15 protein-coding genes are annotated in these 16,451 nt (G+C 62.9%); 5 read left to right on the plus strand and 10 right to left on the minus strand.

The window, feature by feature from the left end; genetic code table 11:
- Positions 1-18: 18 nt before the first annotated feature.
- Positions 19-1,536, minus strand: coding sequence for an aldehyde dehydrogenase family protein (locus WJ16_RS19480; protein WP_069258679.1), 1,518 nt, complete (start codon positions 1,534-1,536; stop codon positions 19-21).
- A 54-nt stretch (positions 1,537-1,590) separates the two neighbouring features.
- Positions 1,591-2,463, minus strand: a complete 873-nt coding sequence (locus WJ16_RS19485; RefSeq protein WP_069258680.1) for an NAD(P)-dependent oxidoreductase — start codon at positions 2,461-2,463, stop codon at positions 1,591-1,593.
- A 142-nt stretch (positions 2,464-2,605) separates the two neighbouring features.
- Here WJ16_RS19485 and WJ16_RS19490 point away from each other — a divergent pair, with 142 nt between their 5' ends.
- A complete protein-coding gene (locus tag WJ16_RS19490) occupies positions 2,606-3,514 on the plus strand; it encodes a LysR family transcriptional regulator (protein ID WP_069258681.1) in 909 nt (302 codons plus the stop codon).
- A 72-nt stretch (positions 3,515-3,586) separates the two neighbouring features.
- On the opposite strand, the gene WJ16_RS19495 is transcribed toward WJ16_RS19490, so the two are convergent.
- The 4 genes from WJ16_RS19495 to WJ16_RS19505 all read right to left on the minus strand — a co-directional run bounded on the left by WJ16_RS19495 (position 3,587) and on the right by WJ16_RS19505 (position 6,716).
- A complete protein-coding gene (locus tag WJ16_RS19495; RefSeq protein WP_069258682.1) occupies positions 3,587-4,483 on the minus strand; it encodes an oxidoreductase in 897 nt (298 codons plus the stop codon).
- 98 nt (positions 4,484-4,581) lie between these two features.
- Positions 4,582-5,196 carry an NIPSNAP family protein gene (locus WJ16_RS19500; protein ID WP_069258683.1) on the minus strand — a complete coding sequence of 205 codons (615 nt, stop codon included), beginning with the start codon at positions 5,194-5,196 and terminating at the stop codon, positions 4,582-4,584.
- Between the two features lie 327 nt (positions 5,197-5,523).
- Positions 5,524-5,661 (minus strand): hypothetical protein, encoded by a 138-nt coding sequence (locus WJ16_RS34945; protein ID WP_157126824.1) that lies wholly within the window; start codon positions 5,659-5,661, stop codon positions 5,524-5,526.
- Between the two features lie 548 nt (positions 5,662-6,209).
- Complete coding sequence (locus tag WJ16_RS19505; RefSeq protein ID WP_069258684.1) at positions 6,210-6,716, minus strand: winged helix-turn-helix transcriptional regulator; 507 nt, start codon at positions 6,714-6,716, stop codon at positions 6,210-6,212.
- A 230-nt stretch (positions 6,717-6,946) separates the two neighbouring features.
- Between WJ16_RS19505 and WJ16_RS19510 the strand changes: the two genes are divergently transcribed.
- From WJ16_RS19510 to ansP, 3 genes are all read left to right on the plus strand, one after another.
- Positions 6,947-8,041: an NmrA family NAD(P)-binding protein gene (locus WJ16_RS19510; protein WP_069258685.1), complete on the plus strand. Its 1,095-nt coding sequence runs from the start codon at positions 6,947-6,949 to the stop codon at positions 8,039-8,041.
- A gap of 70 nt (positions 8,042-8,111) precedes the next feature.
- Positions 8,112-8,759, plus strand: a complete 648-nt coding sequence (locus WJ16_RS19515) for a hypothetical protein (protein ID WP_069258820.1) — start codon at positions 8,112-8,114, stop codon at positions 8,757-8,759.
- Positions 8,760-9,226: 467 nt separating this feature from the next.
- Positions 9,227-10,717 carry an L-asparagine permease gene (gene ansP / locus WJ16_RS19520; protein WP_069258686.1) on the plus strand — a complete coding sequence of 497 codons (1,491 nt, stop codon included), beginning with the start codon at positions 9,227-9,229 and terminating at the stop codon, positions 10,715-10,717.
- Positions 10,718-11,503: 786 nt separating this feature from the next.
- Here ansP and WJ16_RS34950 read toward each other — a convergent pair.
- From WJ16_RS34950 to WJ16_RS19535, 4 genes are all read right to left on the minus strand, one after another.
- Complete coding sequence (locus WJ16_RS34950) at positions 11,504-12,091, minus strand: hypothetical protein (RefSeq protein WP_157126825.1); 588 nt, start codon at positions 12,089-12,091, stop codon at positions 11,504-11,506.
- 191 nt (positions 12,092-12,282) lie between these two features.
- Positions 12,283-12,687 carry a hypothetical protein gene (locus WJ16_RS34955; RefSeq protein WP_157126826.1) on the minus strand — a complete coding sequence of 135 codons (405 nt, stop codon included), beginning with the start codon at positions 12,685-12,687 and terminating at the stop codon, positions 12,283-12,285.
- 218 nt (positions 12,688-12,905) lie between these two features.
- A complete protein-coding gene (locus WJ16_RS19530; RefSeq protein WP_069258822.1) occupies positions 12,906-13,508 on the minus strand; it encodes a TetR/AcrR family transcriptional regulator in 603 nt (200 codons plus the stop codon).
- 518 nt (positions 13,509-14,026) lie between these two features.
- Positions 14,027-14,899 carry a LysR family transcriptional regulator gene (locus WJ16_RS19535; RefSeq protein ID WP_069258687.1) on the minus strand — a complete coding sequence of 291 codons (873 nt, stop codon included), beginning with the start codon at positions 14,897-14,899 and terminating at the stop codon, positions 14,027-14,029.
- A 95-nt stretch (positions 14,900-14,994) separates the two neighbouring features.
- Here WJ16_RS19535 and WJ16_RS19540 point away from each other — a divergent pair, with 95 nt between their 5' ends.
- Positions 14,995-16,419: an MFS transporter gene (locus WJ16_RS19540; RefSeq protein WP_069258688.1), complete on the plus strand. Its 1,425-nt coding sequence runs from the start codon at positions 14,995-14,997 to the stop codon at positions 16,417-16,419.
- The last annotated feature ends 32 nt before the right edge of the window (positions 16,420-16,451 follow it).

The following is a 16,451-nucleotide window of genomic DNA, read 5'->3' on the forward strand; positions in this document are numbered from 1 at the left end:
TCGAATGCGGGCCGGTGATTACAGATAACCGAACGCGGTGGGCGGCGCTTCGGCCGTCTCGACCCACACGCTCTTGGTCTGCGTGTATTCGTACAGCGCCTCGACGCCGCTCGAACGGCCGTAGCCGCTCATGCCGTAGCCGCCGAACGGCGAAGCCACGTTGATGGTCTTGTAGCCGTTGACCCAGAAGGTGCCGGCATTCACCTGCGCAGCCACGCGATGCGCGCGCGCCACGTCGGTGGTCCACGCCGCGCCGGCCAGGCCGAAGTCGGTGTCGTTGGCGATCGCGATCGCCTCCTCCTCGGTGTCGAACGGGATCGCGGCCACCACCGGCCCGAAGATCTCGGTGCGCGCCACCTCCATCGCGTTCGACACGCCGGCCAGCACGGTGGGCGCCACGAAGTAGCCGCCGCGGCCCTCCCCGACGCGCTCGGCGGAGCCGCTGGCCAGCGTGGCGCCGGCCGCCACGCCGCGTTCGATCATCGACATCACGTGGTCGTACTGCTTGCGATTGTTGATCGGGCCCACCTCGGTCGCATCGTCGAGCGGCGCGCCGACGCGGATCTTCTTCGCCCCGGCCGCCACCATCGCGACGAAGTCGTCGTACACCGCGCGCTGCACCAGCAGACGCGAGCCGGCCACGCAGCTCTGGCCCGCGCCGGCGAAGATCGCCGCCTGCGCGGTCAACGCCGCGCGCTTGAGGTCGGCATCGGCAAACACGATATTGGCCGACTTGCCGCCCAGCTCCAGCACGCAGGGCAGCACGCGGCGCGCGGCGGCCTCGGCGATGCGCGCGCCGGTGGCCGGCGAGCCGACGAACACCACCTTGCTCACCACGCGATGCGCGATCGCGGCCTGTCCGGCCGTGTGACCGAAGCCGGCCAGCACGTTGACCAGGCCGCGCGGCAGCCCGGCCCCTTCGCCGAGCCTGGCGACCGCCAGCGACGTGAAGGGCGTCAGCTCCGACGGCTTGAGCAGCACGCCGTTGCCCATCGCCACCGCGGGCGCCACCTGCCAGCCGCAGGTGAACACCGGCGCGTTCCAGGGCGTGATCTGCAGCACCACGCCGGCCGGCTCGCGCCGCGTGTAGTTCAGGTGCGAGGTCGGCACCGGGATCACGCTGCCGTAGAACTTGTCGGTCCAGCCCGCGTAGTATTCGAACATCTCGGCGACCTTGGCCACCTCGCCCCGGCAGTCGCGGATCGGCTTGCCCGAGCCCAGCGCTTCCAGCCGCGCGATCGCCTCGGCCTCGGCGCGGATCGCGCGCGCCACCTCCTGCATCACGCGGCCGCGCGCGGCATGCGTGAGTGCCCACCATTCGCGCTGTGCGCGGTGCGCGCTTTCGGCGGCATGGTCGATCACGGCTGCGCCGGCGTCGCGAAACGCGAGCGTGGCCTCGCCCGTCGCCGCATCGTAAAGCTGGATCGTGTCGCCCTGGCCGGCGACGAGCTCGCCGTCGATATACGAGCCGATCGTGGCGGCACCGGGGAAGAAATGCGCGAAGGCGGCAAGCAACTGGTCTGCGTGCTGAGTCATGTCAGGTTTCCGTATCTGTGGATCGAGCGGGATCGTGGCGCGGGCTGCCCGGTCTCAGGCGGGGTCGAGAAAGTCGACGATGCGGTTGAAGTCCTCGCCGTCGGCGACGGCCCCCTCGCTGGCGGCCCATACGCGCGCGGCCTCGCGCGCCACCGGTGCAATGCTGTCGAATTGATCCAGCAGGCCCAGTGCGAGCCGCACGTCCTTGCGCATCAACTTCATCGTGAAACCGGAATCGAACTTGCCGTTGAAGATCCAGGTCGGGTAGTTGGTCAGCGTCGCGCTGTTGCGGCCGGAGCCGCCGTTGAGCGCCTCGACCAGCTTTTCCGGATCGACGCCGGCCGCGCGCGCGGTGCGCACCGCCTCGCTGGCGACCAGCAGGTGCACGCCGGTCAGCAGATTGTTGAGCAGCTTGGTGACGTGGCCGGCGCCCACCGGGCCCACGTGCACGCGCTTGGCGCTGATCGCCGCGAGAATCGGCTCGATGGCCGCGATATCGCTGTCCGAGCCGCCCAGCACCATGGTCATGGTGGCGGTGGCCGCGCCCTTCGGGCCGCCGCTCACCGGGCCGTCGACGAAGCCGATGCCGCGCTCGGCCAGCGCCGCGGCCACGCGTCGCGTGCTGTCCGGATCCGCCGTGGTGGTGTCGATCACGATCGTGCCCGGTCTCGCGCTCTCGAGCACGCCGCCTGCGCCCAGCACCACCGCCTCGACCACCGCCGACGTCGGCAGCGACAGCAGCAGCACGTCGGCGTCGCGCGCAATCTCGGCCACCGAATCGCGCGCCGACAGTCCCACCTGTTCGGCCAACGCGAGCGCCACACCGGGCGCCGCGTCGTAGCCGAGCACCGTGTAGTCGCCGCGTCGCAGCGACCCCGCCATGCCGCGCCCCATGTTACCCAGACCGATCACGCCCACCGTTTTCATCCGACGACTCCGTTAGCTGTTGGTTCGAGGCCGGCGCGCCAGCTTGCGCACGCCTTGCATGGTCACGATGTTCGGTCGGGCAATCCGTATAATCAATCAACGCCAATATTGAGTTTGTTCTCTTTTTTAGAACACCAGGATCATGAGCGATACCCTGACCGACAGCCGGATCGTCTATTTCTACGAGGCCGTGCGCTGCGGCACGATCCGCGCCGCGGCCGACTGGCTCGACGTGGCGCCCTCGGCCGTGAGCCGCCAGATCGGGCTGCTGGAGAAGGAGCTCGACGCCACCCTGATGGAGCGCCACGCGCGCGGCGTGACGCCCACCGAGGCGGGCCGCTGCGTGATCGAGTATTTCCGCGAGCAGCTCGCGCACCGCGACGACCTGATCTCGCGCCTGCAGGAACTGCGCGGCCTCAAGACCGGCGAGGTCAGCCTGGTGCTCGGCGAGGGCTTCGTCTCGGACCTGCTGGCTGGGCCCATGCAGCAGTTCTGCCGGCAGTTCCCCGGGATCCGCGTCAACCTCGACGTGGGCAGCACCAATGACGTGATCCGCAAGATCTCGAACGACGAGGGCGAGATCGGCCTGGTGTACAACCCGCCCGCCGAGCCCAAGCTGGTGTCGCGTGCGTCGAAGCGGCAGCCGATGATGGCGATCGTCGGCCCCGACTTTCCGCGCCGCAGCCACAAGGTGCTGACCGTGCAGCAGCTCGCCACCTACCCGCTGGCGGCCACTCACCCGTCCTACGGCACGCGGCAGATGATGGAGGCGGTGGAATACGCCGAGCGCGTGCGGCTCACGCCGGTTGTCACCACCAATTCCTTTGCAATCCTGAAGGAGTTCGTGAAATCGGGACTCGGCATCTCGGTCATGCCGGCCTTCGCGGTGACGGCCGAACTGCAGGCCAGGGAGCTGTTCGCGATCGAGATCGCGCATCCGATTCTCGAGAACGCCGAAGCGCACATGGTCACGCGCGTGGGCCGCAAGCTCTCGGTGGCCGCCAACAAGATGCTGCAGATGATGACGGGGCAGATGCGGGCGTTTCGGTAGCGGGGCCTGCCGGGGCTTCCGTAGCGGTCTACTCGATACCGACTGGCCCGGTTTGCTGGGGGCAGGTCAGTGTCAGCCGGGCCCATCACTCGCGGCCGCCAGAAGCGGCACGACCAGATCGCTGATCGGCGTAGGGATGCGATGCAGTCGACCACGTCGTTGCACGATTCCATTTCGGCAATCCCATTCGAGCGGGCGGCCTGCCTGCCGGTCAGCGAGGATCGACGTGCCGAGGTCGGCCGGATAACGCTGGAATGCATCGACGATCTCTTGCGGAACCTCGTCGCCCAGCGTCGCGCCGTCGGCCCGGGCAACCTCAAGACACTCCCGGAGATAAGCAAGGGCCAGCGCGGCGATGTCGGCGCGGGAATACATGCCGGCGCGACGGCCCGCAAGAACCATTAAACCGGCGACCGCGTTCTGTAGCAGCTTGCGCCACGCGACGGACGTGAAATCGGCCGATACGTCGACCGAACACCGGGTGCCGCTCAATGCCGAAACGACAACGTTGCTCTCCGGCGTGTCCGGCAACGTAACGCGCGCGTTGCCACGAAGCCAGACCGAGGCGTCGGATTCGCGTTGGGCAGGAAACCATACCACCGAAGGCAGGACTGTGCTGGCGGGCACGTAAGGCGCGAAGAGCGTTTTCTGTTCAACGCCGTTCTGCAACACGCAGACCACAGTCGTGTTGCCGCACAACGCAGACAGCCACGGCGCCGCTGCCTCCACCTGCGTGGACTTCACTGCGACAAAGACCAGGTCGAACGTGCTTTCGACCTCAGCGGGATCGGTTCGCACGGGTCCCGGCACCGCGATGCGACCGCCGTCGAAGCGCAGTTCAAGGTGTTCGTGCGCCGAGCGGCCAAAAATGGCCGGTGTGCGGCCGACCTCATGGAGAGCCGCTGCCACGGTCGTGCCGATTGCCCCCGGCCCAACGAGGGCGATCGTTGGATTGTCTGTCATCGTCATTGTCGTCCCGGTAGTCTGTACGGGTTTGGAAGCTTGCAGGTGCATCCATCGATATTCGCCGGTGACGCGCGCTGGACCTGCACGTCACGCGCATGACTTCAGCACATGGGCGACCACGCTTCAGGCAGGCAAATCGTCGAGGTCGCCTGCTCGATCTGCTGCGGGCCGCCATCAGGCGGCCATAGCCCCTCGGCATAGTGACGTGCGCGTAACGCCATACGCTCCTCGAGGCTGGAGAATCCCCAGATATGGGTGATGCGAGGCGGGCCGTCGAGTGCGTACATGTTCGCGACCAGATGCGATGTGTACGCTTTGGCCGGGCCGACGGCCTTCTCCCAGGCCGCGATGGTTGGCGCAATGCCACCGGGCTTCAACGCGTAGCGGCGAAACTCGTAGAATTTGCCCAATGTCGTGGGTTCGACTTCCGGCAGAAAAGGAAACAGCGCATAGCTTTCCATGTCTATCCGGATCCGCGGGTTCTCGGCATGAAACGGCCGCTGGTCCAGATAAGCCCGCTCACGTTCCTGCTGGAGTTCGGACAGGGTCTCGAACTTGCGCAGGACGATGATTCGACCGAGCTCGCCAATCTCCGTGCGCCACGACCCAAGAACGATGCCCGTCGCGCTGGTATCGGACACCCAGCGGCGCGCACCGTCGGATACGGCGTCCTGTTCCAGAAGGGAGCACGAAAGCGTCGTGAGTTCGTACAGCATCTGAATCTCCTTTACGGTCCTGAAAGGTACATTCAAGTGTTGTCAGCACGCCCCGCCATCGCAGTTTGCCCGCTCGCGTGCTTCGCAGAGCGCGGCGGTGGTCGCTCGAGTTCAGTCCACTGACGTCGGCGCCGTGACAAGCTTTACGGCGCGGCGTGTGAGTGGGCATTTCGCCACCGCCCAGTCCATCGCGTCGGCGCCCGCAGGAATCCGCAGCGGACTCGCTGCATTGGTCACCGCACGCCGCCCCGCTTCGGCGCCATCGTGCGAAGGCGTGATCGGGCCCGGCCCGCTCAATCCCGGCATGACGCTTTGCACCGGCGCGGTTCAGGCCTCATGCCTCTGCAAATGCGGCCGTCCATTTTCTGCGAAGCGGGTTTCGGGCACGCGCCCCGGCATCACAAGGTGCGCGTGCACGCCGAACTGCCCGGGTTCGAGCGCCATCAACTCGGTGAACGCGTTCACCGCCGCCTTGCTCGCCAGTATACGCAGAGACCGGAGGGCGTGCCCGCAGCGTGACGGCTTATGTCATGTTGACGACGACGCCGGCCGGGCGCTCGCTGAACTGCGGCAGCACCGCCTGTGTTACCGCTATCAAGCCGCCAGGCCGATCAGCCGCACGCCACGGCTTGAGCTTGCCGTCCGCTACGTCCTGAATCACCTGAATCGGGCCGGTTCTCGCCTTGGCGAGCGGTGGAATTCCTGGACTGGTTTACGTCGTCAGCCCGAGGGTCGTCCGACATTCAATCGGACTGAGTGCACCAAGCGAGATCTTGATGACAGCCGAAGCGATTCATGCCGCGCCGCTGGCACCCAGGAGGGCGCTGATAACGTTGACGGTGCTGCAAAGTGCAACGGGCATTCGCGCCGTAAGCGTGGGCCGGGAATCCTGTCGATGCAGATTCATGCCTCGAGAGGTTTGTCTCTCGTTTCGCCAGTGGGTGCAATAAGGCACGGGCGGGATGGTCCGATGACGGAGACGATATCTCTCGCTGAATATTTCGCTGTCCTGATCATGCTTTCTGGTGGCGGCGCTCGCGTTGCGACAAGCGCCAGCGGAGCAGATCGTCCGCCCCGGGGCCTTCCTTGATGACCACATCCGGGGCGCTGACCGGCTCACCTGTCTCTTGATCGACAAAGCTCCACCGTACCTCGGCCCCAGTCTTTCGATTCACGAACTTCATCGGCGGCGCCGATGCGCCGGAAACACCAAGGCTATCCCCTATCTCGGCGAGCACCGGCATCACTGGAGCGATCTGCCAGCCCTTTCGGGTCAACAGATATTCATATCGATCCGGATTGACCTGATAGCGTCGGCGCTCGACGAGGCCATTGGCCTCCAGATGCTTGAGTCGATCGCTGAGCGTCGCATTGGTTATGCCCGAAGACTGGCGAAACTCGTCATATCGGCTGAGGCCGAGGACGAGATCGCGCAGGATCAGCAAACCCCACCGGTCGCCGATCACCGCCATGGCTCCAGCGATCGAGCACACCATTCCGTCAAAACCTTTCGAGCGCATGCGCTGTGTCCCTCGTAGTCCGACGATCTCCGCCGGGTGAATCTCATTATAAGAGTGGCGATAGCCACGCAGAACGATTCCACCAGGCGCCGCCGGCTCCTCCTTATTCCGGGGAACTGGAAAGTACTTGCCGGGGCGGCCACTCACTCTTATTATAAGAGTGAGTGGCCGCCCCGATGCCCGGTGTTGCCGGTGCCGATGCCCGTTCAATCAAACTTGAGGAATTGACCATGACCTCCTACGCCACTTCCCGGATTTTCGTCGTTGGCGGCACGGGCGCGCAGGGCCTGCCCGTCGTCAGCGCGCTCGTCGCCGATGGCAAATATTCTGTTCGGGCTTTGACCCGGAATCCGGATTCCCGGCGGGCCAAGGCGTTGCTCGCACTCGGCAACGTATCCATCCTGAAAGGCACCTTCGCCGACGAAGCCGTCCTGCGAGAAGGCTTCCGCGGCTGCGACGGCGCATACATCAATCTCGACGGGTTCAACACCGGAGAGAAAACAGAGATCTACTGGGCGATCCGATGCTACGAAATCGCGCTGGAAGAAGGCATCAAGTTCTTCGTGTACGGCAACCTCGACTACGCACTCAAGAAAGCCGGCTACGACTCCCGTTTCCGCGCCGGCCACTATGACGGCAAAGGCCGCATCGGCGAATGGATCCTGTTCCAGAACCAGACGAACGGGGACCGCATGGGCGCGGCCGTGTTCACCACGGGGCCCTACATGGAGATGGCGATTTCGGCCATGACGCCCATGATGCCGCTCGTGGAGGACGGCGTGCTGACCTGGCGCGTGCCGCTCGGCAACGGCTCGGTGCCCCACGTTGCATTGGACGATTGCGGCTATTACGCACGCTGGCTGTTCGACCATCCCGAGCGCTCGAACGGCATGGATCTCGAAGTTGCGATCGAGCAGGTCGAGTACCACAAACTAGCCGAGGCGTTCGAGCAGGTGACCGGGCACCCGGCCCGCTATATCGACACGGATCTGGAGACGTACTGGAACGGCCCGCTCAAGATGGCCGCGAGCCTGCCTGCCGGATACAACTCGGATCCGAACGACAAGAGCACGATGAGCTTTCGAGAAAATTTCACCGGGTTCTGGAACATCTGGAAGCACGGTGTGATCCAGCGTGACTACGCACTGCTCGACGAAATCCATCCGAACCGTATCCGGACCGTCGAACAGTGGCTCCATCGCGAAGACGAGCGCGGCCGGCAGCAAGGCAAGGGAAGCCTATGGGAGCGTGTGCAGCCGGAAAACCTGTTCAACTCGACGCCGCTTCTGAAGCTCTCCGAAGACGGTAGAAAGGGCGAACTGTAACGCTCCGGCATCACTTCTGTAAGGGGCTGGAAGCGAATCTACCATTTAGTTTTACTAACGGATGTCTACAATGAATCAGATAGCTGAAGTCGGAAAACGCAGCGGCCCGCGCGTTTTGCTGGGCGTACTGATCGCCTGGGGACTGGCTGTTGCCGCCGCTGCCGAAGCGGGCGTCTATCGTGCTGTCTACCCGCTGTCGCTCGCGGGCCTCATCGCTTTGGGAATCGTGGCGCCGGTCGTTGTATACGCACTGTCCAGCGGGTTTCGCGCATACATCGAGACCATCGGGTTGCGGACGCTGACCGCATTCCACATCTGGCGCATCGGGGCCGCGCTGGTCTTCTTCTGGTACGGGGCGCATGACCTCCTGCCGGAGGCCTTCGTGCGGAACGCGGGATGGGGCGACCTCATCGCAGGATTGCTGGCCCTCGGCGTTACGCTGCTGCCGAAGACACGCAACCGGTATCTGGTCTTCCACCTGTTCGGGTTTGCCGATTTCGTCGTGGCAGTGGGTACCGGGTTGACCTACTTCCTGCTCAACGATCCCCGCATGTCCGGCATCCAGACGCTGCCGATGGCCTTGATCCCGTTCTATGGCGTCGGAATTTCGGGGGCGAGCCACATCGTGGCGTTCGACCTGCTGCGTCGCCGTTCAGGCCTGTCTAACGCCCCAGGTACGCGTGCGATCGGCGATGTCCGTTATCGTAGACCACACTAAAGTCGTCACCGTTTGCGAAATAAAAGTGTCGCTTCGCCGGCCGGCATCGATCGGGAAACGGAGAGCTGTCGCAAACTCGTGGGCTTGAGTGTCGCGCGACAAACTCGTCACCTGGTCCCGGCGTTGCGAAGACAGGTGACAACCTGCCGAGGACGCCGTCGCACCGTCGGTAATCACCGTCATCCTTTCCGCGGAACCCGCGTTTGAACGGGCAATCGGAACAAAGTGATAGGGCTCCTTCCTTCCCTATGCAGGGATTCGAACAGGCTTAGTCCAAATTTGCATGCTGTTTGTGAGCGGAATAACGGCTGAATACTGTCGTCTCCGACCGTGCCTCTCGCCACCATCGGCGAGCTGCGACCAGGAAGCCCGACGCGCGCTCGTGCGCCGTGGTTGCAGGTGCCGGTGGGTCCCGATCGCCACCCGATCGGGATGAACGCGATCCCGCAATGCAAGAGGGTGCAGCCATGGCATCGATCCCCGAACCGTCGCCGACCGGCGATACAAACAAACGCAGCTGGCTCGAATCCCACGAGGCCGGCTATCACAAGACGCTCGGCAATCGACAGGTCCAGATGATCGCGATTGGCGGGGCGATCGGCACGGGGCTCTTTCTCGGAGCCGGCGCGCGACTGCAGATGGCCGGACCGTCGCTCGCTATCGTCTACCTGGTGTGCGGCGTGTTTTCGTTCCTGATCCTGCGTGCGCTCGGCGAGCTGGTGATGCACCGGCCGAGCAGCGGCAGCTTCGTGTCGTACGCGCGCGAATTCCTCGGCGAGAAAGCGTCGTTCGTCGCGGGCTGGATGTATTTCCTGAACTGGGCGATGACCGGCATCGTCGACATCACCGCTGTCGCGCTCTACATGCATTACTGGACGCCGTTCGCCGGTATTCCGCAATGGATCTTCGCGTTGATCGCGCTGTGCATCGTCGCCACGATGAATCTGATCGGCGTGAAATGGTTCGCCGAAATGGAGTTCTGGTTTGCGCTGATCAAGGTCGCTGCGATCGTGCTGTTTCTCGGCATCGGCTCCGTGATCCTGGGCACCGGCGGACACGTCGCGGGCCATGACACGGGCATGCACCTGATCACCGACAACGGCGGCTTTTTCCCGCATGGACTGATGCCCGCACTCGTGCTGGTGCAGGGCGTGGTGTTCGCGTTCGCGGGCGTCGAACTGGTCGGCACGGCCGCCGGCGAATGCAAGGATGCACGCAAGGTGCTGCCGCGGGCGATCAACAGCGTGATTTGGCGCATCGCGATCTTCTACGTCGCATCGGTCGTCCTGCTCGTCTGCCTGCTGCCCTGGAGCGCGTACAAGGAGGGGCAAAGCCCGTTCGTCACGTTCTTCGGCGCGCTCGGCGTTCCCGGTATTGGTTCGATGATGAACCTGGTGGTATTGACGGCGGCGCTGTCGAGTCTCAACTCGGGGCTGTATTCAACCGGGCGCGTACTGCGTTCGCTGTCGATGGGCGGCTCTGCGCCCGCGTTCCTCGGGCGGATGAGCGCGCAATCCGTGCCGTACGCGGGCATTCTCGTGACGGTCGCAATCTACGTGATCGGGGTTCTGCTCAACTATCTCGTACCGTCGAGCGTGTTCGAAATCGTGCTGAATATCGCGTCGCTCGGCATCATCAGCACGTGGGGGTTCATCGTCGTCTGCCAGATGAAATTCCGTGCGGCCGTCAAGCGCGGCGACGTGGACGACGTGTCGTTCAGGATGCCCGGCGCGCCGCTGACGTCGTGGCTGACCCTGCTGTTCCTGCTCGGCGTGCTGGTCCTGATGGCATTCGACTACCCGAACGGCACGTGGACGATTGCGTCGATTCCGCTGGTCGCGCTGTTGCTCGTCGCCGGCTGGACCTGGCTGAGCGGCCGCGCGCGCCGCGCGTTGCTCAAGCCGACGATTCCGTCGGTCACGCTCACGCAGAACGTCCTCGAAAAGGGCGACAGCTAAGCCATGCGACGCCCGACAGCGGGTGGCGGCCGACGCAGCGGTGGCGGCCGCCCGCTCCGTTCGGGGAATCCCGTCACGCCGCCCGGCCGGACGACGGCGGTCGACGCCGCTCGTCTCACAGCTGCGCGAACGCGTGGATCTGGAACTGACGCCCCGAGCTGCCGTCGCAGCGCGCAGCTGCGGTCACGCGATGTACGACATCCGGGTTTGAGCGGGCATTCAGGCTATAGCGGTAATGTTCACTATCTCGCTGTCGCGTCGACGCCGACGCTAGGAACGCCGCACGACAGCGAATAGCGGTTCAGCGGCGACGAGAATGACTCTTAGCGACCCCGACCGGTCACACAACGCCACGTACTGCGCATGGCTGCTTTAGGGGCACAACGGCCACGCAACCTTGAGCGGAATCATGTTGACGGCTGCTGGATGCGTGTCGAGCGACGAGCCCTTCATCATGAGCTCTTGCCGTCAGTCTGAGCCAGTATGCTCAAGCTGACGCACGATACCGCGCCAGTACGGGCGGCATTTTCTGCCGAACCCGTTTGCATCATCGGTCAGCGAGCGGCCAACTACCGGCGCACGGGAGGAGTGATTTTTCAAACGTGGGTTCTGCGAAGACAGCAGCGCGCCCGCGTCACGCTCGCTGCGAGACTGAACACGCCTGATGCCGAGGTCTGCCAAATCCGGTGGCGTCAGGTCGCTGACGAGCCGATCACGACTGAGCGTGACATGATGCCGTGTGAACGGCGTCCGCAGCCGAAATTTTGGAGTGCAGATTTGTTGACGCTAGCTTCCCGAATGTTCCGCCATACATCCGGCGAGCCGCGCATAGGCCGCCTGCAGTCCGACCAGCTTGGCCTTGAACACCTCGTTACCGGCGAGAGAAACCGAAAGGTTGTTCGTGTCCGCTTTTTCCTTCAGCACCGACATGATTTTCACGGCAACCATAAGCGTGCCGTTTGACTTATTCCCGATGGTAGTCTGCAGGGCAGGCCAGTTGAACGTGCCGTCATTCCCACGAACAGCGAGCATCACGCGCCGCGTCGAGTCAGCGGTCTTTGGAATACGCGGACTTTCGAACCACAACATTCCGGACCCCGACTTTGCCATTTCCGCATCCATTGGACCATGAATTGAATATGTTCCATTGGGGGTCACGAAACTGATTGAACATTGGTAGCCGTCATTTTTTGGATTGCGCACCAAGACCCAAAAATAGTCGTCTCCCTTATCGAAGAGCTCGTGTGCGACCGCTCCATTTGCGCTCGGGCTGGCATTATCAGAAGCCGCCCGAGACGCTGCCGCGCCACAGAGCAAGGCACCTGCGGCCAATGCGACAGAAAGGGCCTTCAAGACAGTCCGTACATTCGACATGGGTCCACCTGTCATCAAAGGAATGCGATATCGGTCAATTGAAAGGCGTCCAGTTGGCAAAGCTCCATGGCAGAGAGTCGCCCGACCTGAGGTTGGGGGTACGGAAACATCCTGGGGGCATCCACCCACGCTGTCCGTCAGGCCGTCCCTGCAATCAGGTGCGACGACCTGTATCCCGACGACACTTCGCACTATGGGCAAGGCACCAATCCGACCGTGTCCCCATAGTTGATCGAGCACATGTGCTGTTCAGGCGGTGCCGGCGGTCGATAGTTCGGCGACATACGCTTCTGGATTTCTGCGCCCTCCGCAGCCTGCTGGTCGGCCTCCCACTGAGCATCATGCTCAAACCTTTGGCGGATTGCTGCTTTTCCCTCTGGGGTCTTGTTATAAGCCTCGGCTGCCGCTTGCGACTTCTGCAACTGAAGTTGGTAGAGCTGTGCTTCTTCGGGCGTCATTGCGTATTTGCTTTGCGGCAATGTACAGCCGCTCATCAACGCCAATGCCAGCAGCGCGCCTGTCAGTACGTTCCGTTGACCTGAAAACATTGCGAGCCCCTTAACGTTGCCATTTATTGCGCCGTTCTGAAGGCGCACGCCGCGTATCGTGTCCCACCCCACGCCAACTAACCTGCCGGCGCGCGTCAAATGATACCGGTTGGTCTATTTTATGGTCAAGTTGCGAGCAGGCATATTTGCGTCGGCTTTGTGTCACACCTTCTGGAATCCGGGTCCTAGCCGCTGATCCATCTGTGCGGATAGCCGCGAACACGTACGTGTACAGACCCGCCGGCTCAATCGCCAACGCGGGCATGTTACTTCCCTGTTTGTGAGATTTTTCTTGCTGGAGGCGAGCTTGGCAGATACTGCATCAGAAGGGTTTCGGCCGCATGCCAAGCCTCCGTAGCGCACTGGGTGTTGTTTGACGCTCGGGCTTCTACGGTGGCGCCATCGAGAAGCAACATGAAGATCCCGCTCAACCATGCTGCTTTCGCAGTGGGGAGTATCCCTTCCAGCGTGCATGCCATTAGCCGTGTCATGTCCAGACGGTAGCGAATGGCGACCTCCGATATGTTCGGGTGATCCCGTCCGAACTCAGCAAGCGCACGCTCAAACAGGCAGCCGGCAAACTCGGGAGCCCGGAACCACGCTCCATACCAGTCGAAGACCGCTTTCACTTTGTCTGTGGGGTCGTCTTGCGCATATATGTGCGGCTCGACGCTTGCGAAGATGAGTGCGTACCGTTGGACAAGGACCTCGCGGATCAGATCGTCCTTGCCAGCGAAGTGCCGGTACAAAGTCATCCGCGCAACCCCGGATTCGCTGATAATCCGCTCGATACCGACCGACTGGAAGCCGTGTATCGAGAAGAGTCGCGTCGCGGTATCCACCACCATTTGCCGCTTGCTCGCTCGCATCGAAACGTTTCCCTGGTACTCCTTCCTTGAGTCGAAGGGTCGCCCGCTAAAATACAGGCGCATCGGGTTCAATTGTAGCGAAAGTTCACGCTCCCCCGCGATAACAGCGCCCGTCACGCGCACGATCAACAATCGCTTTAGCTTCGTGGTCGGAACGAAACATGGTTACGGGACGGGGCAGAAGATTTCCCCGCTGCTGAGCTACATCTCAAGCGTTGCCTCGCCGAGCACGTAGCAGGTCGGACCAAGTTCCGGCAAGCGCTTGACGCCGAGACGCCTATAGCCGATTCAAGATCCGAGCGTCTAAACGGCCGCTTTCGAGATGGACGCGTCGTTCGAGCGTCGCAGCCAAGCGAAGACCGAGAGTCTCTTCCTGGCCGAACGCGGTCGATGGCCGCTCAGACAAGCCGCGACTGGCTCAACCTGACCCTATCTGGACAATCGTGAATCCACGCAAAGAATGTCCTCAATCATGCATATCGGACACGGACACCCAAGTTTGCGAGCGTCGAATGACATTACGATCCGGCAATCGGCTCGAATGTCTTACGGACAACGTCCACGATGAAGTCAATGACCGCGCGAATCATCGCGGAATACCTCAGATCGGGGTGCACGACCAGCCAGATTTCGCGATGGAAAGGCTCACCGTCGAATGGCAGGCGCTGCAGTGCGGGATCACGATCGCCCATGAACACTGGCAGGCCTGCAACACCAACTCCCGTGCGGGCGGCCGCCTGCTGTGTGGTGATATCACTCACCTCGCAGACGATTCGGCGACCTTGGGCGATCGACTGGAGCCACTTCTGATGGGGCATCTCTGCGTATTGCTCTTCATAGCCGATGAATGCCCAATTTTCCGATTGCGACGCCTGCGCGTATTCACGGCTTGCATATAAACCAAAGGACATTTCGCCGAGTTTGCGGGTGACGCTTCGTGGCTCCTCGGGACGAAACAAGCGCACCGCGATGTCTGCTTCACGACGCCCCAGCGACACGCTTTGCGCTTGACTGGCAATCGCCAACCGAATGCCGGGATGCGATTGCGCGAACGCATGCAGGTGGTTCGCGAAGAGATTATTCGCGAGGACCGGCGGCGCGCTAATCGTCACTGTACCCTGCATGGGCGCCTGCTCTGCCAGGGCCAGCCGTTCGATGGCGAAGGCGTCGTCCTCCATCTTCGCGGCGAACCCGAGAATCTGACTGCCCGTGGCGGTCAGTCGACAGGCGCGTGGCAACCGATCGACAAGGCGCATGTTCAACTCGGCTTCGAGTGCGCTCAAGCGTCGGCTGACCGTTGCGTGGTCGACCTTCAGCCGCCGGGCTGCTGCCGAGAGGCTGCCCGATTGTGCGATGGCGACGAAGAAGCGAAGGTTTTCCCAGTCGAACATCCGTGCATTTTCTCCGGGTTGACGTGCGATTTTACGGAATATCCGCACAGAGGGCGATCCTTTACGCTGCGCCTTCCAAATTCGAAGGATCGCCAATGCAGACACCCTCAAAACTCCATCCTGGACTGGTTCAGATCGCGACATGCCTCGGTTTCGTCGTCGTGCTGGTCGACGTCAGCGTCGTCAATGTCGCGCTCGACGCATTGCGATCCGCATTCCGGGCAGACATTACGGGTCTGCAATGGGTCGTTAATGCGTATGCGCTCGTCTTCGCATCATCGCTGCTGTTGGCGGGCGCGCTCGGCGACCGGTACGGAGCAAAGCGCGCATTCATGGTCGGCTACGCAATCTTTACGTTTGCGTCGATCGGCTGCGGCATTGCATGGGCCCTGCCGCAACTGATCGCCTGGCGTCTTGTCCAGGGTGTGGGCGCGTCACTGCTGGTTCCGAATTCGCTCGTCATCCTGCGATTGGCATTTCAGGACACTGCGGCGCGCAGCCGGGCGATCGGATGGTGGGGAGCAGGCGGCGGTATCGCGCTGGCCGCCGGCCCGTTGATCGGTGGATTGCTTGTCACTGCACTCGGATGGCGCAGCATCTTCTTGGTGAACGTGCCCCTTGGCGTCGTCGGCATCTGGATGACGTGGCGCTTTGCGCCCGACACCCACGCACAACGCGGCCGCAACCTGGATATTCCCGGGCAACTGACGGGCGCCCTCACACTGGCTGCGCTCACGTTCGCGTTGACTGAAACCAGCTCGCTGGGTTGGGAGAGTCCCGTCATTCTCGGCGCATTTGCACTGTGCTTGTCGTCGGGTATCGCATTCATCCGGTTGCAAGCGGACAATCCCGCCGCAATGCTGCCGCCCGCGTTGTGGCGGGACAGGACGGTTCGCAGCACGACCGTGATCGGCATGATCGCGAATCTCGTCTTCTACGGCATCGTCTTTACATTGAGCCTGCTCTTTCAGTGGGGCTGGCATATGACGCCCGTCCGCGCGGGCGTGGCATTCATGCCGATGATGTGTGTTCTCATGATCGTTAATGTCGTCGCCGGGCGACTGGCGAGCCGGATCGGGGCACGCATACTGGCAACGGCCGGCATGCTGATTTCCGCTGTTGGTTATCTGGCGATGCTGCCGGCGCTTGCCGCGCAGTCCCACTGGCTACTTGCGTTGCCCATGCTGCTGGCTGGCAGCGGGATCGCCTTGACGATACCGACCATTACCGATGCGATGCTTGCTGCGGTATGCAGTGCGCAGTCAGGTATTGCGTCCGGTTTGCTGAACGCGGCCCGCCAGGTCGGAGGCGTGATGGGCGTAGCGTTGTCCGGCTTCCTGGTCCGCCATACCGAGATGATCGCATTCATGCGCGGCATGGAGCAGGCGCTAATCGCTTCCGTTGTGTTGTTGGTTGTGGGTGCAGTGACCGCATTCCGATACCTGAATGCGACAACGGAGCGGTGCATTCAAACCCGTCGACGGAGTACAGCCGTTGTTCGCTCCGAAGCGGACGTTTAAGTGTCGATGCGTCGCAGCGTACGAGTGGCTGG

Origin of the sequence: Burkholderia metallica, assembly GCF_001718555.1 — a bacterium.
Classification (GTDB): Bacteria; Pseudomonadota; Gammaproteobacteria; order Burkholderiales; family Burkholderiaceae; genus Burkholderia; species Burkholderia metallica.